This window comes from Aquimarina sp. MAR_2010_214 (assembly GCF_002846555.1).
GTDB lineage: Bacteria > Bacteroidota > Bacteroidia > Flavobacteriales > Flavobacteriaceae > Aquimarina.
The window spans coordinates 1,865,718-1,886,604 of record NZ_PJMS01000001.1; the positions used below are offsets into that span (position 1 = coordinate 1,865,718).

Here is a 20,887-nt window from a genome sequence, read left to right on the forward strand (position 1 = left end):
ATAAGAAACAGTCATCTAGAAATAGGTGGCTGTTTTTTTATTGTGCTAGTTTTTGAGTAAGGTCTGCTTTAAGTACAAATGCAGATAGAAAATCTTTTACGGTCTCTTTTTGTTTATCAGAAAGGTTCTGTGCTTTATTAAAAAGACTTAGTAAATCTTGGTCGTCAATAGTTGTTTGTGCCTTATTCTCTCCATGAACTAATCGATCTAATGACACTTCTAATATATCAGCCATCCTATTGGCAACTTCTAGAGAAGGTATAGAAATATTACGCTCATACTTAGAAAGGTTCGTTACATGTACTCCTACCTTTTTGGCAAAAGCTTCTTGTGAAAACCCTTTTTGACTTCTTAACTCTTTAAGATTATTACTAAAACTATCCATAGTCTAAACACTAGTTAAAAGCACTATATATACTTATAATGCTGTACAAATCTACAAATCATATAGCGAATAATATCTATGACATGTAAAAAACATATCGAAAAGGATTAGTTAAATAAATCAAATTCGCTATGTTTGTAATCGAAAACGATTAGTAAAAACTTTTCAACAATGTTAGACACCACCAACCCACATAACTACAGTTACATCACAAAACAGTTAGAAATCCACATTCTAGGAGGTATTAAGTTTAATAATCTAGAACGTATGCGAGTTACACTAAGCATACAGAAACCAGAAAATCACAATGTGTTGCGTCATAGTATTGATTTATATAATGATAATACAATAGAGAGATTAGTTAGAAAAGTGGCAGAACGTATAGAAATAGGTACATCAATAGTGAGGCAGTGCCTCCAAGAGCTTACCGCAGCACTAGAGCAATACCGTATCGATCAGATTAATAAAGAGCAAGAAGTTCCTGTACTTAAATCATTATCTAATAAAGAACTGCAAGCCGCAGAAACCTTTTTGCGAAACAAAGACTTACTAAAAAACACCAATGAACTCATCGGTAAATCTGGTGTGATTGGTGAAGAAACTAACCGATTATTAATGTACCTGATCTTTACGAGCCGTAAAACATCAAATCCATTACATTGTATCAGTCTTGGTAGTTCGGGAGTTGGCAAAACACACCTGCAATCTAAAGTAGCAGAATTAATCCCTGATGAAGATAAAGTAGAAATCACAGTATTATCGGCAAATGCCTTTTACTATTTTAATAGAACAGAATTACAACACAAGTTAATCTTAATCGAGGATCTGGACGGAGCAGAAAGTGTACTCTACCCATTACGGGAGTTACAATCTAAAAAGAGGATTACCAAAACAGTAGTTCATAAAGACAAAAAAGGAACAACCAAAACTATACACCTTACTGTAGAAGGTCCTGTATCTGTTGCAGGATGTACTACTCAGGAATCTATTTATGAGGACAACAGCAACAGGAGTTTCCTGCTCTATATCGATGAATCTAGTGAGCAGGATAAAAAGATCATGCACTACCAGCGCGCCGAGTCGGCGGGACGAGTAAATAAACAAGAGGAGTTTATCGCAGCTAGGTTTTTACGAGATGTACAACGAATCTTAAAACCTATCAAAGTGATCAATCCATATGCAGAATACTTAGAGCTTCCCGAATCTGTATTTAAACCTAGAAGAACCAATAGCCACTATTTACAATTTATAGAAGCTGTTACTTTTTATTGCCAGTATCAAAGAGAGCGTAAATATGATAAGCAAACGGGCGAAGAATATATAGAAACTACCATCGAAGATATACAAGAAGCCAACGAAATTATCAAAGAGGTTTTACTACGTAAAAGTGATACCATAACAGGAGCGGTACGAAACCACCTAGAAAGGCTCAAAGCCTACTTAAAAGAAAATACTCAAACTACGTTTACCAATACTGAAATCCGAAGAAACCTACGGGTAAAAGAAACCACCCTACGCAGATACAATACACAATTACTGGAAGAAGGCTATATCAAACGGGTAAAGAAAGCTAAGACCAAAAGCTACTGTTTTGAGATTATAGATATCAATGAATATACAAACCTTAAAACCCAAATAGACAATGCATTAAATACTTGTCTGCATCGACTCGATACCGCCAGTTCGCCACCAAGTCGCCACCAAGTCGCCACACCCTAAATGGCGAGGTTAAAACAAAGAAAGCTAGTTAATTAACTACTTCTCGCCACTAAACCTTAAAAAACACATACCGTATGAAAAAATTAAAGCTACAAAACGATAGCTATAAGATACTATTGTCTGATTTTAAGGACTGGTTAGATATCTTAGGCTATAATGAAAAAGCAGTGTATTACACTCCCATCTTTATACAGGAGTTCTTCTATTGGTTAGAAAACCATGATATCCAACGTTTAGAACAAATTACTATCGATACTGTAAAAGCCTATTATAAATATTTAGGAGAACGCAGTAACCAACGTACAAGTGGAGGACTAAGCAAAGCCTATCTGAACAAACATCAAAATGCCCTTAGAAAGTTCAGGGAATACCTAAAAAAACATGGAGCCAGAACCTTTAAAATACATCTTCGCTTAGAAAAGAAAGAAAGTGCCATAAAAGATATCCTTACCCAGTCAGAGGTCAAACAACTCTTTGAAGTGACCAGTTACAGTAGTAAGTATCAGCGTACCCGATTAAGAGATAGAGCAATCCTTGTTATATTATACAGTTGTGGTTTACGCAGAAAAGAAGCCGTTAGCCTTGATATTGGTGATATCCTTTTTGATGCAGGACGTGTGTTTGTTAGACAAGGTAAAAACTATAAAGAACGTTACGTACCCATCAACAAACACAACTTACGAATCTTAGAAGATTATATCTACGAAGCACGCCCCATGTATAACGGTAGTCATGGTACAGAAGCTTTACTTATCAATAAATATGGTAACCGTATGCACGGTCAGGGTATGAGCAGAAGGTTACAGCATTTATTAACCCTTGTAGATGATCAAACCCTAAAGGAAAAACATATTACTCCACATTGTCTTAGGCATAGTATTGCAACCCATCTATTGCAACAAGGTATGCGTATAGAAGACATACAACAGTTCTTGGGCATAGTTCTTTAAAATCAACACAGATATACACACATTTACTCGAATTATTATGAAAGATTATTATACCTATTTAGAAGAATTACAGCATAGTGAGCAAACCATAAAAACCAACCTTTACAATATTAATAAACTGAAACAGTGGTGCAGATCAAAACGTACCAAACCAGAAAATCTAACCTACAAACAAGTACTTAACTATATCAACCACCTAAAAACTACGAATCAACCCCAAACCATCAATAGACATATTTGGGCAATCAAACATTATTGTACCTATCTGATAGAACAAGGGTATCGAACAGATAATATTGCAGATGATCTTAAAGTAAGAGGAGAACGTAAAAAGGTCTTCCACAACTTGCTTACTAGTGATGAACTCGAAGACCTGTTTTACAGTTATGAAACCGATAAGATATGGAAGGGTAATTTTTATTACAAAGCCACTGCAAAACGTAATAAAATGGTAGTAGGATTATTGGTCTACCAAGGAGTATTAAGCAATAACTTTAAATCGTTAGAAGTTGAGCATGTAGACTTACGCAAAGGAACTATCTATATCCCAAGTACTCGACGTAATGCATGGAGAAAGTTAGCCTTAAAACCCTGGCAGATTATAGAACTCAAAGAATATATAGAAGAAATACGACCTATCCTGCAAGATCACATAGGTACAAATGATGAAAAGCTGTTCCCTCTAAATACTCCACAGTTCAATACCATTTTACACCCGATCTTAAAAAAGCTAAAAACCTATAATCAAAAGGTCACTAACAATACTCATATCAGAGCAAGTGTTATTGTAAACTGGTTAGGACAATACAATATCAGGAAAGTACAACAAATGGCAGGACATAGGCATATTAACTCTACAGAATCTTACAAACAAGATAATTTAGAGAGTCTGCATGAAGCTATAGACAAGTTCCATCCAATACATTAAACTACAAAATCCATCCTTATGAAAATAGAACTTATCATTACCGACAAAGAAGAATTAAGTTATTTACAAAGTTCCTTAGCCGTAGCGATACATGAGTTAAGTGCATCAGAAAAAAACCATGAAGATAGTATTTATTGGTTATCACAAATCTTGCTTTTATCTTACGAGTAGTATAATAACCAAGTGTCTCCTTACAGTCGAAATATTATTATGGGCGCAGCAAGAAAAATGCTTTGCCCATAAGCTGTTATAAGGTGTTCCTTCGTCACGCCACAAGCTATTTTTTGTTATTCCACAAGTGCAGAAAAAGCACTTGCTCCATACCGTTCCAACTTCCTCATCTTCGGTCGTCAGTTTACACTACAAACAAATAGCCTTGCTCTGTTCCTCTCTCACCCGTAGCTACTTTTTTGCTTAAAAACGATAAAGAACGCTATCGCTGAATACTAAATTAAGCAAAACCGCTACTTCATGGGCTACGCCGCTTGGTCGCAACCTAGCCGATTATTTATGTTGAAGTTAATATCTGATAAAGCTGAAAACATAAAAATCGTCTGGCACACAAAACCGTTACACTCCTTTTTGTGTGTCGGTTGCTCCTCTCCGCTAGGCTCTCGCCTTGTTCTGCGTACACGCAGTTATCTTCAATCGCCAGATGGCTATGATTAATCTTGAAGCTGAAGGTCAGCCGCAACAGCAGTTGCGCACTTCAGCTTCAAGATCAATCGTTCTTACTCAGACGGTAAACTATTTTAGTAAAAAGCGGAATGCGGTGGGTGATGTAGTAGGTCTTCCGCTTTTTATTAAAATACTAGCCAAATGGCGACTGAATGCCACGCAAAGAGCATAAAAACAGCCTAAAATGCCTCTAAACCCTTCCAAATCACGTCTACGACACGATTATATAGGTGTAATATTATAATATCTTCCGTAAAAATAGCTCGTTAGAAGTCAGATTTTTTAATGATAGCAGCTTGTGCGCGGCTATTTTACATAGTTGCGTTATAGGCCCTGACGGCAGGAAGAGCGACTATAACTACCAATTATGTAAAGATAGCTTTGACTATGCGGCTGGCATTAACAGTAAATTACTATTTTAGCTTAGCAGAGGGATAGATGACAGGTAGAACGTTCTTATTTTTTGCTCAATAGCAAGGTAACCGTGTAAAAAAAGGGTATACCGCTTGTTTTTTTACGTAACTGATTATACAGGTAATTACATCTATAAAAATGGTAATCTAGAGTTCTTTAACCATCCTGAAGGGTATGTAGAGAAAGAAGCAGATGGGTATAAATATGTATACCAGTTTAAAGACCATCTGGGGAATATTAGGTTATCCTATAAAGATGCTGACAAGAATGGCTCTATCTCTCAAAGTGAGATTATAGAAGAGAAGAATTATTATCCTTTCGGTATGACTCATTCTGGATATAATAGTATACTACGAGGAAGAAATCATAATTATGGTTTTGGTGGGAAAGAAGAACAATCAGAACTTAGTCTAGAATGGTTAGATTTCTCAGCAAGAAACTATGATTCTGCATTAGGTAGGTGGATGAACATTGATCCATTGGCAGAAGCCTACTATGAGTGGTCTCCATATAATTATTCATATAATAGTCCTTTGAAATTTACTGACCCTACTGGTATGGGACCAGAGGATTGGGTTGACAAAAATGGTAATCTTGTTTATGACCCAAGTTTAAATGATGGCAAAGGAGGTTTTACTGAACACGCTACGAATACCGATAAAAATATAGCGAGATCGCTAAGACAAACAGAAGAAGGAGAAGCTCAATTTCAAGAATTAGTAACTTCTGAAGCCCAAATACAAGTTGAGTTAGACTCAGACTCACCCATAAAGACAGATAAGAAAACTGGCAATGTTATTGCTGGAGAAACAAATAACAGCGAGGTTGAACAAGACTTAAAAACGGGAGATGTTAAAGTTTTAAAGTCAAAAATAGTTTTATTTGAAAAAACTATTGATGCAGTTGTAGATGCTACCGAAAACCAAACGGTCGAAGTTGGAGGAGAATCAATAAATGGTTTAAACTTTAGTGAGGTTTTAGGTTCCGTTTTTGGTCACGAAATTGAACATACTACAAATGAAAATGAAAAAACGGCTAGAACAAATGGTAATACAGAAACTAAGCCTGTGCAAATTCAAGTCAAGATAATACAACAATTAAAAAAGAATAAAAAGAATTAAAATGATGAAGAATATTGTAAAAATGATTTGCTTGTTATTTGTATTAAGTGGTACATCTAATGCTCAGGATAGTGATATTAACTTATCAAATAATTTAAAAAAAGATATTGCTGAATTTTTAATATCTAAGGATGTTTTAAAAGAGACAGAAGATATAACAAGGTATTTTAAAACCATCTATATCACCAATTTAAATAATAATGATTTTAAAATTGATGAAGAAATAGGTGTATATGCTGTTGGAGCTTCTATAAGTCATACACCAACTTTTTTATTGTTACAAAATAAAAATCAATATGATATCTATGAAATAAACAACCTTAAATCACTTCTAAATAAAGTATTAGAATTATTAGAGAAAAAAGAAGATTTAGAGGATCAAACTATTGTTAATTATATCAATAATATATTTAAAGCATACAATAATAATCTAGCAAAATCACAACAAGGTTTTGTGATTAAATAAAAACGGATGCTCTACGAATGTCTCTGACTTCGTAACGGTAAGAGTAAAATAAATGATAAGAAACAGTCATCTAGAAATAGGTGGCTGTTTTTTTATTGTGCTAGTTTTTGAGTAAGGTCTGCTTTAAGTACAAATGCAGATAGAAAATCTTTTACGGTCTCTTTTTGTTTATCAGAAAGGTTCTGTGCTTTATTAAAAAGACTTAGTAAATCTTGGTCGTCAATAGTTGTTTGTGCCTTATTCTCTCCATGAACTAATCGATCTAATGACACTTCTAATATATCAGCCATCCTATTGGCAACTTCTAGAGAAGGTATAGAAATATTACGCTCATACTTAGAAAGGTTCGTTACATGTACTCCTACCTTTTTGGCAAAAGCTTCTTGTGAAAACCCTTTTTGACTTCTTAACTCTTTAAGATTATTACTAAAACTATCCATAGTCTAAACACTAGTTAAAAGCACTATATATACTTATAATGCTGTACAAATCTACAAATCATATAGCGAATAATATCTATGACATGTAAAAAACATATCGAAAAGGATTAGTTAAATAAATCAAATTCGCTATGTTTGTAATCGAAAACGATTAGTAAAAACTTTTCAACAATGTTAGACACCACCAACCCACATAACTACAGTTACATCACAAAACAGTTAGAAATCCACATTCTAGGAGGTATTAAGTTTAATAATCTAGAACGTATGCGAGTTACACTAAGCATACAGAAACCAGAAAATCACAATGTGTTGCGTCATAGTATTGATTTATATAATGATAATACAATAGAGAGATTAGTTAGAAAAGTGGCAGAACGTATAGAAATAGGTACATCAATAGTGAGGCAGTGCCTCCAAGAGCTTACCGCAGCACTAGAGCAATACCGTATCGATCAGATTAATAAAGAGCAAGAAGTTCCTGTACTTAAATCATTATCTAATAAAGAACTGCAAGCCGCAGAAACCTTTTTGCGAAACAAAGACTTACTAAAAAACACCAATGAACTCATCGGTAAATCTGGTGTGATTGGTGAAGAAACTAACCGATTATTAATGTACCTGATCTTTACGAGCCGTAAAACATCAAATCCATTACATTGTATCAGTCTTGGTAGTTCGGGAGTTGGCAAAACACACCTGCAATCTAAAGTAGCAGAATTAATCCCTGATGAAGATAAAGTAGAAATCACAGTATTATCGGCAAATGCCTTTTACTATTTTAATAGAACAGAATTACAACACAAGTTAATCTTAATCGAGGATCTGGACGGAGCAGAAAGTGTACTCTACCCATTACGGGAGTTACAATCTAAAAAGAGGATTACCAAAACAGTAGTTCATAAAGACAAAAAAGGAACAACCAAAACTATACACCTTACTGTAGAAGGTCCTGTATCTGTTGCAGGATGTACTACTCAGGAATCTATTTATGAGGACAACAGCAACAGGAGTTTCCTGCTCTATATCGATGAATCTAGTGAGCAGGATAAAAAGATCATGCACTACCAGCGCGCCGAGTCGGCGGGACGAGTAAATAAACAAGAGGAGTTTATCGCAGCTAGGTTTTTACGAGATGTACAACGAATCTTAAAACCTATCAAAGTGATCAATCCATATGCAGAATACTTAGAGCTTCCCGAATCTGTATTTAAACCTAGAAGAACCAATAGCCACTATTTACAATTTATAGAAGCTGTTACTTTTTATTGCCAGTATCAAAGAGAGCGTAAATATGATAAGCAAACGGGCGAAGAATATATAGAAACTACCATCGAAGATATACAAGAAGCCAACGAAATTATCAAAGAGGTTTTACTACGTAAAAGTGATACCATAACAGGAGCGGTACGAAACCACCTAGAAAGGCTCAAAGCCTACTTAAAAGAAAATACTCAAACTACGTTTACCAATACTGAAATCCGAAGAAACCTACGGGTAAAAGAAACCACCCTACGCAGATACAATACACAATTACTGGAAGAAGGCTATATCAAACGGGTAAAGAAAGCTAAGACCAAAAGCTACTGTTTTGAGATTATAGATATCAATGAATATACAAACCTTAAAACCCAAATAGACAATGCATTAAATACTTGTCTGCATCGACTCGATACCGCCAGTTCGCCACCAAGTCGCCACCAAGTCGCCACACCCTAAATGGCGAGGTTAAAACAAAGAAAGCTAGTTAATTAACTACTTCTCGCCACTAAACCTTAAAAAACACATACCGTATGAAAAAATTAAAGCTACAAAACGATAGCTATAAGATACTATTGTCTGATTTTAAGGACTGGTTAGATATCTTAGGCTATAATGAAAAAGCAGTGTATTACACTCCCATCTTTATACAGGAGTTCTTCTATTGGTTAGAAAACCATGATATCCAACGTTTAGAACAAATTACTATCGATACTGTAAAAGCCTATTATAAATATTTAGGAGAACGCAGTAACCAACGTACAAGTGGAGGACTAAGCAAAGCCTATCTGAACAAACATCAAAATGCCCTTAGAAAGTTCAGGGAATACCTAAAAAAACATGGAGCCAGAACCTTTAAAATACATCTTCGCTTAGAAAAGAAAGAAAGTGCCATAAAAGATATCCTTACCCAGTCAGAGGTCAAACAACTCTTTGAAGTGACCAGTTACAGTAGTAAGTATCAGCGTACCCGATTAAGAGATAGAGCAATCCTTGTTATATTATACAGTTGTGGTTTACGCAGAAAAGAAGCCGTTAGCCTTGATATTGGTGATATCCTTTTTGATGCAGGACGTGTGTTTGTTAGACAAGGTAAAAACTATAAAGAACGTTACGTACCCATCAACAAACACAACTTACGAATCTTAGAAGATTATATCTACGAAGCACGCCCCATGTATAACGGTAGTCATGGTACAGAAGCTTTACTTATCAATAAATATGGTAACCGTATGCACGGTCAGGGTATGAGCAGAAGGTTACAGCATTTATTAACCCTTGTAGATGATCAAACCCTAAAGGAAAAACATATTACTCCACATTGTCTTAGGCATAGTATTGCAACCCATCTATTGCAACAAGGTATGCGTATAGAAGACATACAACAGTTCTTGGGGCATAGTTCTTTAAAATCAACACAGATATACACACATTTACTCGAATTATTATGAAAGATTATTATACCTATTTAGAAGAATTACAGCATAGTGAGCAAACCATAAAAACCAACCTTTACAATATTAATAAACTGAAACAGTGGTGCAGATCAAAACGTACCAAACCAGAAAATCTAACCTACAAACAAGTACTTAACTATATCAACCACCTAAAAACTACGAATCAACCCCAAACCATCAATAGACATATTTGGGCAATCAAACATTATTGTACCTATCTGATAGAACAAGGGTATCGAACAGATAATATTGCAGATGATCTTAAAGTAAGAGGAGAACGTAAAAAGGTCTTCCACAACTTGCTTACTAGTGATGAACTCGAAGACCTGTTTTACAGTTATGAAACCGATAAGATATGGAAGGGTAATTTTTATTACAAAGCCACTGCAAAACGTAATAAAATGGTAGTAGGATTATTGGTCTACCAAGGAGTATTAAGCAATAACTTTAAATCGTTAGAAGTTGAGCATGTAGACTTACGCAAAGGAACTATCTATATCCCAAGTACTCGACGTAATGCATGGAGAAAGTTAGCCTTAAAACCCTGGCAGATTATAGAACTCAAAGAATATATAGAAGAAATACGACCTATCCTGCAAGATCACATAGGTACAAATGATGAAAAGCTGTTCCCTCTAAATACTCCACAGTTCAATACCATTTTACACCCGATCTTAAAAAAGCTAAAAACCTATAATCAAAAGGTCACTAACAATACTCATATCAGAGCAAGTGTTATTGTAAACTGGTTAGGACAATACAATATCAGGAAAGTACAACAAATGGCAGGACATAGGCATATTAACTCTACAGAATCTTACAAACAAGATAATTTAGAGAGTCTGCATGAAGCTATAGACAAGTTCCATCCAATACATTAAACTACAAAATCCATCCTTATGAAAATAGAACTTATCATTACCGACAAAGAAGAATTAAGTTATTTACAAAGTTCCTTAGCCGTAGCGATACATGAGTTAAGTGCATCAGAAAAAAACCATGAAGATAGTATTTATTGGTTATCACAAATCTTGCTTTTATCTTACGAGTAGTATAATAACCAAGTGTCTCCTTACAGTCGAAATATTATTATGGGCGCAGCAAGAAAAATGCTTTGCCCATAAGCTGTTATAAGGTGTTCCTTCGTCACGCCACAAGCTATTTTTTGTTATTCCACAAGTGCAGAAAAAGCACTTGCTCCATACCGTTCCAACTTCCTCATCTTCGGTCGTCAGTTTACACTACAAACAAATAGCCTTGCTCTGTTCCTCTCTCACCCGTAGCTACTTTTTTGCTTAAAAACGATAAAGAACGCTATCGCTGAATACTAAATTAAGCAAAACCGCTACTTCATGGGCTACGCCGCTTGGTCGCAACCTAGCCGATTATTTATGTTGAAGTTAATATCTGATAAAGCTGAAAACATAAAAATCGTCTGGCACACAAAACCGTTACACTCCTTTTTGTGTGTCGGTTGCTCCTCTCCGCTAGGCTCTCGCCTTGTTCTGCGTACACGCAGTTATCTTCAATCGCCAGATGGCTATGATTAATCTTGAAGCTGAAGGTCAGCCGCAACAGCAGTTGCGCACTTCAGCTTCAAGATCAATCGTTCTTACTCAGACGGTAAACTATTTTAGTAAAAAGCGGAATGCGGTGGGTGATGTAGTAGGTCTTCCGCTTTTTATTAAAATACTAGCCAAATGGCGACTGAATGCCACGCAAAGAGCATAAAAACAGCCTAAAATGCCTCTAAACCCTTCCAAATCACGTCTACGACACGATTATATAGGTGTAATATTATAATATCTTCCGTAAAAATAGCTCGTTAGAAGTCAGATTTTTTAATGATAGCAGCTTGTGCGCGGCTATTTTACATAGTTGCGTTATAGGCCCTGACGGCAGGAAGAGCGACTATAACTACCAATTATGTAAAGATAGCTTTGACTATGCGGCTGGCATTAACAGTAAATTACTATTTTAGCTTAGCAGAGGGATAGATGACAGGTAGAACGTTCTTATTTTTTGCTCAATAGCAAGGTAACCGTGTAAAAAAAGGGTATACCGCTTGTTTTTTTACGTAACTGATTATACAGGTAATTACATCTATAAGAATGGTACACTAGAGTTCTTTAACCATGCAGAAGGCTATGTAGAGAAAGAAGCTGATGGGTATAAGTATGTATACCAGTTTAAAGATCACCTTCAAAATGTAAGACTCTCGTACTCAGATAAAAACAAAGATGGTTCTATCTCGCAAGATGAAATCATACAAGAGAATAATTATTATCCCTTCGGTCTGCAACATAAAGGGTACAATTTTGCCGTGAATGGTCGAAAACATCAATGGGGTTTTGTAGGAAAAGAAGAACAGAATGAACTTGGTTTGGGTTGGATTGATATAGATGCACGTAATTATAACCCTGAACTTGGACGATGGATGAATATTGATCAGAAATCAGAATTGTTTTACGGTTGGACACCATATAAATATGGCATGAATAATCCAATACTCTTATCTGATCCAGACGGTAATTGTGAGTTCTGTAAAAAAGTTTTAAAAAGTGCTGTGAATGCTTACAAAACTACTCTCTCCAATACTTATGAAGGAGCAAAACAACTTGTTAATAGTCCAATACAGACAGTTAAGAAAGCTGCGAGTAATCACTTTAGCAAATTAAGCAGTCCACAGGGATTAGTAAGCTTGGCAAAAGATGCTGCATCAGTAGCAACGGCTGGAATGACAAATGTAGCAAGTGATGTAGTAGAATCTGCTTTATCTCAAGACTCAGCCTCTACAATAGGAAATAAAATAGGAGAAAGAGCCGCTGATGTGACAGTTGAAGCAGCCGCTATAGCTACAGGTGAGTTAGTAGGTAAAGGACTAAAAAGTGCTGTTAAAGCACTTAAAAATGTTGGTAAAGCGAAAACTAGCAAATCATTTGCTACGAAAACTTTTGACGAATCTAGATCATTAGTTAATGATATTGAATTCTCGGGTACAATTTCTGGAGAAGGTGGTGCAATGACTGTTGAGATAGAATTAATTCTTGCAGATGTTACAAATACAAATACGATGAATCAGAAATTAATAAAATCTTTTGAATCTATAGCTTCAGAGAACGGGATGTCTAATATTAAAGTGATCGGAACTGTTGTTAATGAAACTTCTGCAGCAAAGGCTGCAAAAGCTTATATTGAAGCAGGGTACAACGTTTCTACAAAAACTGTTAATGGAGCAACGGAACTTACAAGGACAAAAACATTAAAGTAAACATGGATGATATAAGGAAACATGAATTAATTATTGAAAAACTTAAAGAAGTTTATGGTGATTTAGATAATCTTAAAACTAATAATGAGGTTTTACATACAAGAATTTTTACAGATATAAGTGATTTTAGAATTAATTCTATATTTAAATTGAAAGATAGCGAATTACCTGTTTTAGAATGTGGATTAAATAAAAACTATATTTTAGCTACTACTAAATCATTATATAGTATATATAATAATACTAAGTATGAAATGGAGTATCAGGATTTTTTAAAAAGTGACAGAAAATATTTTTTTAAAAATGCTGATATAGCAGCAGGTAACACTCGTGTATTTAAATACTATTTAAAAGATGGGAGTGTTTTTTTTTATGAAATAGATTCTCTTTATCCAGCAGATATTATACACAATACAATTGTTCTTAGTAAGCGTTTTCAAAAATATGATGAAACATGATAATGGGTAATGGGTCAAATTGGTGCTTTTGAAAAAAAAGCAATATAAAGATTGATTATCAAATAAATTATATAATTAAAAAAGAGTTGTAGAAATACGACTCTTTTTTTTATGCTATAAAGTGAATGAAACACACAGAAGTACTTATATCTCAAAGAATTCTTTTACTTCTACACCAATAGCTTTTGCTATTTTCAATAAAGTAAGAGAAGTTACATTTTGTCTGCCATTTTCTATACTAGAGAGGTTAGGTTTCTCCATTTTGATTTCTGCGCATACATCAAGCTGGCTTAATCCTTTTTTTCTGCGGAGTTTAGCTATGTTTCTTCCTATTGAGTATAAAAAAGTATTTTCTTCTGTCATAGTATAGTTATGACAAGTTGCACAATATAAAAGCTCAATAGGTTATGATATATAATAACTATTATTATATTTATACCAGATTTGTTAAAGAATTAGAATATTGATTTATCTACAATGAGAAAGCTAATCCTGATAATATTATTATATGTACTTTTTGTTAGTTGTGTTTCTCAATCCAAATATGAGAAACTAGAAGCCAGAGAAGAATATGCCAGAGAAACAGCTAAAGAGTATATACATCTATATGATTCCCTTATATATGTAGTGATCCCCAAGCTTGAAGAAAAAATAAAACAACAAAATAAATCTCGCAGACGAACTAAAACAAAATCTAAATTTTATACCGAACAACAAGCATTAAACTTTGTTAAAGACTGGTATGGTTTCTATAACGCTGAATGGATCTATAGAAACCCTAGAATTAGAAGAAGCGCGAATAATGTATTTGTTGTTTCTCTCGAAGAGGCCACTAAGAGCACAGGAAGAAGGACGATTAAAATTAATAAAGACCTAACTACTACAGAAACTGGAGAAATGATATATACATGGTACTCAAATGTGTATGAGCTAACTATAGCAAATAATGGAAAATACAATTTTAAACCAAAATTTTAATTTAACACCGTAACAAAATGAAAAAACTTTTTGCATTTTTTCTAGTCATACTACTATATGCGTGTAGTAGTGATAATAATGAAACGCCAGAAACTAATAATCCTGACACTCCTCCTATCACAGGAACAACAAAACTTATAAAACAGGTTGTTTCACAGAAATTCGAACAAGAACATAATGGATATTATCCTGATCAGTTCGTATATACTGATAAAAAACTTGTTAAAGCCTTATTTTATGGATGCTCTGGTATGATGTATCAGTTTGAGTATGGTAGTAATGGAAAAATAGAAACATATTACAGAAAAACAGGATTCAAACCAGAAGATTTGTCCACAGATATTTCAGGTGCAGAATTTGTTGTAGTTGGCTCTCTTAAATATGACAGTCAAAATCGAGTAATTGAACAGAGTGATTCTAGAGGCTTTAAAATAGATATCGAATATGATCAGAATAGCAGAATTACTAAAATGTTAGTTAAAGAAGATGAGTTAAGAGCCCCTATATCACTAGTTGTAGAAGAGTTTGACGAAAATGGTAATCCTATTAAAATAAATTCAGATATATGCAATTATGACGATAAAGTAAATCCTATGTATGTGTTATTCAATAAATTTGGGATCTTCTATCTAGAAACTTGCAATTCATTAGATAATCTAAATACACGATCTTATTTCAATTCTCCTTCAAATCCTAAAGAACATTTTGAGGATGGAAAACTTACATTTTCAGCAATCTATGAGTATGATCAAGATGGATACCCTACAAAAGCAACATATACAGATAGTAACAGTAGCATTCCTTTCTCAGATATAGATACTTTTTCTTATAATTAAGCATAAACAAAACGTACCTAAATCATAAAAATTCATGACCCATCAATTTTGATGGGTTTTCTTATATAATGCACCTCTGGTAACCCGAAGCGTGGTGTTAGTATACCAGAGGAGGAGAAAACTAGTAAATTACAATCAAATAATACGAGCACAGAAAAAACAGATAAATTCATTAAATCATAATTATTTTGATCTGCTTATTACTTTTTGTTTCTAAGAGCACTAAATACGAATAATTGCACTAAATCACTTAGATCAATATAGGTAAATAAGAGCACTTTAACAGTTGTAAGATTAGTAAGTGAGTTCTAAAAGTATGAGGTTGGTTTTTTTAAAGATAAATACTTGAAAAACAGTTAGTTATTAACAATTTTTGTTAATAAAACTTATAGGAAAAAAGTGTCTATTTTTGTATATTTGTATTGTTGTTTTTGGTGAAGCATGAACTTAGAAAACATAAGTAAGAGATTAAAAATCTCCATATATAAAACTCTAATTGTAGCTTCACCAAAAGTATAGCAATTAGGGTTTTTCTTTTTATAAACCTTTACAATTCAAATCTATATGATTTGTAGACCTTATACACAAAGTAAAGTGTATAACAGCCTAGAGGATGCCAACAGCACAGTTATAGGTTCAGACGTCGGGTTGTAAAGCTCTATCATTTTTACATAAGAGCTTGAGATCTCCCCGATAGGGTTGAAAAATTGCCAACATATAATGTTGTGGGAGAACTACTTAGAGAAGTTCTTGGAGGTGGGGTGATCTTAGGATCATTAGCGTACGGCACAATGGAAATTGTTGGTTAATATCGCATCATAGTAATATGATGTCAAAGTAGTAAGAGTCTTTTCTTGGTGCTAAGGGGTAACTTATGTTTAAATCTGAGATAATAAATATTGTAAAGTATATGAAGGTCAGTAATTTGTGCAGTCGTGCTATAATGTAAAACATCGCCTAGTCTACCAGAGGTAGAGGAAAAGTAAAAGTTACATTCTATAATCATAACCAGATAAAAATCTACAGATTAGTAATTTGATTTTGAAATGATTATTGTTTTACCAGAAAGGGCAAGAATTAGTAAAATATTGATATCTGTAATAGAATTTTGAACTTTAGGTACAAAAATCGGGATTCTGAGAATTAGTATTAATCTCTGAATAAATACTACTCCTTTTTGTCTCCTCTGGCAACAGCAAACTACTGAATACAGGTAGAATAACTTAATTTTAGAAATCAGGAATATTGCTGCTAAAGTATCTTTAACTAATAGGATTTATTAAATTAGTTCTTCATAAAAGAAATATAGTTGTAAATGGGAACTATATTGGAATTGTTAAGCATAATACTAATGGATTCACTAGATAAATTTTGTAAAATACTTAGGAACAGATCAGAGGAAAATAAAAAATCTTTTGATGTATTGTTTCGAAATCAGTTATATGGTAATTGTTTCTCAATTCTAAGGCAAGAATTGGATTCAATGATAAGAGTGATCTACTTGTTAAATATTTCAAATTTAAATCAGAGAGGGTCTTTTATTCAAAAAACTCTCAGTGGGGAGAAATGGTCATTTATTAATCATAATAATAAAAAACAAAATGTGACGGATAAAAATATGGTAGATTTAGCTGATAATCTGAATGGTTGGACACAAAGCGTTTATAAATTTGGTTGTGCATTTATTCATTTGTCTAATTTTCATGATTATCTAACAGAGGATCCTTTTAAATCATTACCAGATCTAGAAAAAGACGCTATAATTCATCAAATGAAAAATTATCACTCTGCAAATTTGAATAGAGGATCTTCTTTAAATGAAATTATTGTTCATCTACCTTTTGTTATGGAGAAAATTACCTCAAATTTTGAATGCGAAATAAAATCACTAGAAGAGAAGAGGATAAAAAGTACTTAACAAAATAATCTATAAAATCATGGTTGGCTAGTAACTTACTAATTTTGTTTTTGTATATGTGTAACAACATATTTTTGAAAGATTAATAGAGTAAAAACTAATGCAAAATCATTATTTACTTTTATTATATTTCTAGTATACACTGAACATTGTATTAAAAAGAAATGAGAGGAAAACAATATAAAAATAAGTTAGATGCTAAATCTGCTTCGGAAGGAATACAATTGGCTAAGGAAAATGCAAAATCGTTATTGATTGATGCAGAATTACTTTTTGAGAATGGAAGATTTGAAAGAAGCGTTTCTCTTGCGATACTATCTATCGAAGAATCTGGTAAATCCAGTATCATTAGGACAATTCTTATTACGGATGACCCGAAAGAGCTAAAAAAAGAATGGCAAAACTATCGAAAACACACTGCAAAAAATCTCTCTTGGATATTACCTGAATTGGTAACTAAAGGAGCAAGAAATATAGAAAACTTTAGACCAATATTTGATTCTCAAAGTGATCACGGTCAGATATTAGATAATTTAAAACAATTATCATTCTATACAGATGTTTTTTTATCAAAAAAATGGAGTATTCCGAAGAATGTAATTGATAAGGAAATTGCAGAAATGATATTATTATCTGCTAGAATATTAACAGATAAAGGTGATAATGACGGAATAGATTCAGAAGAGGGATTAAAACTATGGATTAAACATATAAAACCAGTTTGGCAAACAAGCATGAGTAAAATGAAATACGCTATAATAGGGTGTTATAAAGAAGCAGCAGAACTTGGAATTATATCTCATAAAAAAGTTACAGAAATGACAGAATTTTTAAAATAGCAATAGTAGCACTAGAATCCTACATAAGTCATAGGTAATTCACCGTATATAACTTTCTCCTTCTCTGGTAAACTAATGATCTGTGTACTGCATTAGTTACAACTTGCTAGTATTTCTGGTTTAAATATATTTTTCAAGGTGGGGTGATACAATTATTACATATCCATAAGCGTGTGATAATTAACAAGTCACCCTGCCTTTTGTTTGATAATATCGTAAGTCTGTTATTTATGTATTGCCAGAGGAAGGCAAAATAATGATGTTACAATTAGCTACACTTCTTATTAGTACAGGTACAGTAAGATTTTTATAATTTTTTTGAGAAAATTTTCATAGAGCTGTATGAGGTTGATAATTAGCAAGACACCCCTCCCTTTTTTGAGGAAGGGGAAGTACCCCCACCTTGTTAATTATTAAATATCAAGCTTATGGTAACTGTATCAGATTACAAAAAAAGAATCACTCAAGAAGGAGATGAATTTCTAGTACTTATTCTACAAGGTGGCGTAGAAGCTGTGAAGAGCAATACTACAGGCAAAATGTATTTTACAGCAAAACAATGCTCTGTGCCAACTACATTTGATGAGCTAACCTGTCAAAGTATTATAGGAAGTCAGTTTCCTGGTACTATTGAGAAAATACAATGTGATCCCTATGAATACATTTCGGAATCAGGGGATACACTTACACTAGAGCATAGATGGCAATATGTAGATAATACAGAAGAAATGATAGCAGAGCATCTTGTAGAAGATGTCGAAGTGATTTAGGATTTTAATTAAAACAGGAGTTTGCACACGTAAGCTCCTGTTTGTTTTTATATATAAAGATCTCCCTCTTTTTCAGCTAAAATCAAATCCAGCCAAACTACTCCTATTACTAATATATAGCTATAATACACATGACCCAGAAAAAATCAACCAATAGATTAATGTATTGCAATCCCTACAGAATTATGATTTTAAACAAATACAACAAACTTCAAGAGCTGCATTGTCCATTTCTGGTAGCAGTAAAATATAACATTTCTGGATTATCAGAAGGGCAAAAGGTACAGGTAGAATTAGTAAAACTATCTCATAATAGTAAAATAGTTTATATCATACAGAACAAGTGTTATTATTACTACCATTTTAATATTATGGACAGCTGAAACAGGCTATAAACACTCACTTTTTTAAAAATGAAACATGCTAGACACTACAAATCCTCAAAACTATGAGTACATCACTGATACGTTAGAAATTCATATTCTAGGAGGTATCAAATTCAACAATCTAGAAAGAATGCGAGTTACTATGAGTATACAAAAACCTAAAGAGAATAATGTATTACGCCATAGTATCGACCTGTATAATGATACGATGGTAGAGAAACTGGTACGTAAGATTGCAGAACGCATTGAGATTGGTACAATAATCACCAGAAAGACACTGCAAGAACTTACAGCAGCCCTAGAACAATATCGTATTGATACGCTAGAAAAAGAAAATGCAGCTACACAGCAACAGATCAAAGTATTATCAGATAAAGAACAACAGGAAGCTATTAAATTCTTAGAATCAAGTAACCTACTACAAAAGACTAATGAACTCATAGGTATATCTGGTGTTATTAGAGAAGAAACCAACAGATTATTGATGTATCTGATCTTTACGAGTAGGAAAACAAACAATCCTTTACATTGTATTAGTTTAGGTTCCAGTGCTATGGGGAAGAGTCATTTACAAAGCAAAGTAGCAGAACTGATACCAGAGGAAGATAAAATAGAGATCACAGTACTCTCTGCAAATGCCTTCTATTACTTTAACAGAACGGAGCTTAGAAATAAACTGATTCTTATTGAAGACATGGATGGTGCAGAATCTGTATTATATCCGCTTAGAGAATTACAGTCTAAAAAGAGAATCACTAAAACTGTAGTGCATAAAGATTCACGTGGTCAGAGCAAGACCATTCATTTAGTTGTAGAAGGGCCAGTATCTATTGCAGGCTGTACAACACAAGAATCTATTTATGAAGATAATAGTAATAGAAGCTTCTTACTGTATATGGATGAATCAGAGGTGCAAGATCAAAAGATCATGCAGTATCAACGTAGATCCTCCGCAGGTAAAATTGATAAGAATGAAGAATATGAAGCAGCAAGATTTTTACGAGATGTGCAGCGTGTATTACAACCTGTTAAAGTGATCAATCCATATGCAGAATATTTATCCCTCCCTCTGGCTGTATTTAAGCCCAGAAGGACTAATACACATTACTTGCAATTTATCGAAGCTGTTACTTTCTATTGCCAGAGGAAGAGAAAAAGAAAGTATGATCAGCAGACAGGAGAGGAATACATCGAAACTACTATTGAGGATATTAGAATGGCTAATCATCTGATAAAAGAGGTGTTGTTACGTAAAAGTGATACCATTACAGGAGCATGTAGAAACTATCTAGAAAGATTAAAATCTTATTTAGAAGAAAACAAGAAAAACTATTTTACTGCATTAGAAATCAGAAGAGTATTAAAAATAAAGAAAACAACACAATGGAGATACCACAAGCAGCTAATTGAAAATTATTATATTAGAACACAGAAAAATGAAAAAGGAGATACAATAATACGATATGAAATTACTAATCTTGATGAATACAAGGACTTAGAATCTTCTATAGCGCAAGCACTACAAGATTGTATTACTAAGATTAATAACATTTCCTTACCAGAATAAAGGTGTTCCACCGTTCCAATCCTGTTCCATTGTATAAATGGAACGG

At 33.6% G+C, this 20,887-nt stretch carries 23 protein-coding genes; 20 read left to right on the forward strand and 3 right to left on the reverse strand.

The window, feature by feature from the left end; all coding sequences use genetic code 11:
• Positions 1-37: 37 nt before the first annotated feature.
• The gene (locus ATE84_RS07795; protein ID WP_101447337.1) at positions 38-385 is read right to left on the reverse strand and encodes a helix-turn-helix domain-containing protein; all 348 of its coding nucleotides are present in this window, start codon (positions 383-385) and stop codon (positions 38-40) included.
• Positions 386-556: 171 nt separating this feature from the next.
• On the opposite strand from ATE84_RS07795, the gene ATE84_RS07800 reads away from it, so the two are divergent.
• The 7 genes from ATE84_RS07800 (at position 557) to ATE84_RS07825 (ending at position 6,661) form a co-directional block, all read left to right on the forward strand.
• Positions 557-2,104: a hypothetical protein gene (locus ATE84_RS07800; RefSeq protein WP_101447339.1), complete on the forward strand. Its 1,548-nt coding sequence runs from the start codon at positions 557-559 to the stop codon at positions 2,102-2,104.
• A gap of 74 nt (positions 2,105-2,178) precedes the next feature.
• Positions 2,179-3,054: a tyrosine-type recombinase/integrase gene (locus ATE84_RS07805; protein ID WP_101447341.1), complete on the forward strand. Its 876-nt coding sequence runs from the start codon at positions 2,179-2,181 to the stop codon at positions 3,052-3,054.
• A gap of 37 nt (positions 3,055-3,091) precedes the next feature.
• A complete protein-coding gene (locus ATE84_RS07810) occupies positions 3,092-3,982 on the forward strand; it encodes a tyrosine-type recombinase/integrase (protein ID WP_101447343.1) in 891 nt (296 codons plus the stop codon).
• 18 nt (positions 3,983-4,000) lie between these two features.
• Positions 4,001-4,153 carry a hypothetical protein gene (locus ATE84_RS26075; RefSeq protein ID WP_158237205.1) on the forward strand — a complete coding sequence of 51 codons (153 nt, stop codon included), beginning with the start codon at positions 4,001-4,003 and terminating at the stop codon, positions 4,151-4,153.
• 490 nt (positions 4,154-4,643) lie between these two features.
• Positions 4,644-4,832, forward strand: coding sequence for a hypothetical protein (locus ATE84_RS07815; RefSeq protein WP_143273594.1), 189 nt, complete (start codon positions 4,644-4,646; stop codon positions 4,830-4,832).
• 334 nt (positions 4,833-5,166) lie between these two features.
• Entirely contained in the window at positions 5,167-6,195 is a 1,029-nt protein-coding gene (locus ATE84_RS07820) for an RHS repeat domain-containing protein (RefSeq protein WP_101447347.1), read from the forward strand.
• Position 6,196: 1 nt separating this feature from the next.
• Positions 6,197-6,661 carry a hypothetical protein gene (locus ATE84_RS07825; RefSeq protein WP_101447335.1) on the forward strand — a complete coding sequence of 155 codons (465 nt, stop codon included), beginning with the start codon at positions 6,197-6,199 and terminating at the stop codon, positions 6,659-6,661.
• Positions 6,662-6,753: 92 nt separating this feature from the next.
• Here ATE84_RS07825 and ATE84_RS07830 read toward each other — a convergent pair whose 3' ends face one another.
• Positions 6,754-7,101 (reverse strand): helix-turn-helix domain-containing protein, encoded by a 348-nt coding sequence (locus ATE84_RS07830; protein WP_101447337.1) that lies wholly within the window; start codon positions 7,099-7,101, stop codon positions 6,754-6,756.
• Between the two features lie 171 nt (positions 7,102-7,272).
• Here ATE84_RS07830 and ATE84_RS07835 point away from each other — a divergent pair, with 171 nt between their 5' ends.
• From ATE84_RS07835 to ATE84_RS07860, 7 genes are all read left to right on the forward strand, one after another.
• Positions 7,273-8,820: a hypothetical protein gene (locus tag ATE84_RS07835; RefSeq protein WP_101447339.1), complete on the forward strand. Its 1,548-nt coding sequence runs from the start codon at positions 7,273-7,275 to the stop codon at positions 8,818-8,820.
• 74 nt (positions 8,821-8,894) lie between these two features.
• Positions 8,895-9,812, forward strand: coding sequence for a tyrosine-type recombinase/integrase (locus tag ATE84_RS07840; protein WP_101447349.1), 918 nt, complete (start codon positions 8,895-8,897; stop codon positions 9,810-9,812).
• The gene (locus tag ATE84_RS07845) at positions 9,809-10,699 is read left to right on the forward strand and encodes a tyrosine-type recombinase/integrase (protein ID WP_101447343.1); all 891 of its coding nucleotides are present in this window, start codon (positions 9,809-9,811) and stop codon (positions 10,697-10,699) included. The genes ATE84_RS07840 and ATE84_RS07845 overlap by 4 nt, the downstream gene beginning before the upstream one ends.
• 18 nt (positions 10,700-10,717) lie before the next feature.
• Positions 10,718-10,870: a hypothetical protein gene (locus ATE84_RS26080; protein ID WP_158237205.1), complete on the forward strand. Its 153-nt coding sequence runs from the start codon at positions 10,718-10,720 to the stop codon at positions 10,868-10,870.
• A 490-nt stretch (positions 10,871-11,360) separates the two neighbouring features.
• Complete coding sequence (locus tag ATE84_RS07850) at positions 11,361-11,549, forward strand: hypothetical protein (RefSeq protein ID WP_143273594.1); 189 nt, start codon at positions 11,361-11,363, stop codon at positions 11,547-11,549.
• Positions 11,550-11,883: 334 nt separating this feature from the next.
• A complete protein-coding gene (locus tag ATE84_RS07855) occupies positions 11,884-13,089 on the forward strand; it encodes an RHS repeat domain-containing protein (protein WP_101447351.1) in 1,206 nt (401 codons plus the stop codon).
• Positions 13,090-13,091: 2 nt separating this feature from the next.
• Positions 13,092-13,547 (forward strand): hypothetical protein, encoded by a 456-nt coding sequence (locus ATE84_RS07860; protein ID WP_101447353.1) that lies wholly within the window; start codon positions 13,092-13,094, stop codon positions 13,545-13,547.
• 144 nt (positions 13,548-13,691) lie between these two features.
• Here ATE84_RS07860 and ATE84_RS07865 read toward each other — a convergent pair whose 3' ends face one another.
• Entirely contained in the window at positions 13,692-13,910 is a 219-nt protein-coding gene (locus ATE84_RS07865; RefSeq protein ID WP_101447355.1) for a helix-turn-helix domain-containing protein, read from the reverse strand.
• Between the two features lie 114 nt (positions 13,911-14,024).
• Between ATE84_RS07865 and ATE84_RS07870 the strand changes: the two genes are divergently transcribed.
• The 6 genes from ATE84_RS07870 (at position 14,025) to ATE84_RS07895 (ending at position 20,841) form a co-directional block, all read left to right on the forward strand.
• Positions 14,025-14,525 carry a hypothetical protein gene (locus ATE84_RS07870; protein WP_101447357.1) on the forward strand — a complete coding sequence of 167 codons (501 nt, stop codon included), beginning with the start codon at positions 14,025-14,027 and terminating at the stop codon, positions 14,523-14,525.
• A gap of 17 nt (positions 14,526-14,542) precedes the next feature.
• The gene (locus ATE84_RS07875; protein ID WP_101447359.1) at positions 14,543-15,361 is read left to right on the forward strand and encodes a hypothetical protein; all 819 of its coding nucleotides are present in this window, start codon (positions 14,543-14,545) and stop codon (positions 15,359-15,361) included.
• A gap of 1,351 nt (positions 15,362-16,712) precedes the next feature.
• Complete coding sequence (locus ATE84_RS07880) at positions 16,713-17,279, forward strand: hypothetical protein (RefSeq protein WP_143273595.1); 567 nt, start codon at positions 16,713-16,715, stop codon at positions 17,277-17,279.
• Between the two features lie 164 nt (positions 17,280-17,443).
• Positions 17,444-18,118, forward strand: coding sequence for an AbiV family abortive infection protein (locus ATE84_RS07885; RefSeq protein ID WP_101447363.1), 675 nt, complete (start codon positions 17,444-17,446; stop codon positions 18,116-18,118).
• Positions 18,119-18,546: 428 nt separating this feature from the next.
• Entirely contained in the window at positions 18,547-18,888 is a 342-nt protein-coding gene (locus tag ATE84_RS07890; protein ID WP_101447365.1) for a hypothetical protein, read from the forward strand.
• Between the two features lie 420 nt (positions 18,889-19,308).
• The gene (locus ATE84_RS07895; protein WP_101447367.1) at positions 19,309-20,841 is read left to right on the forward strand and encodes a hypothetical protein; all 1,533 of its coding nucleotides are present in this window, start codon (positions 19,309-19,311) and stop codon (positions 20,839-20,841) included.
• Positions 20,842-20,887 lie beyond the last annotated feature (46 nt).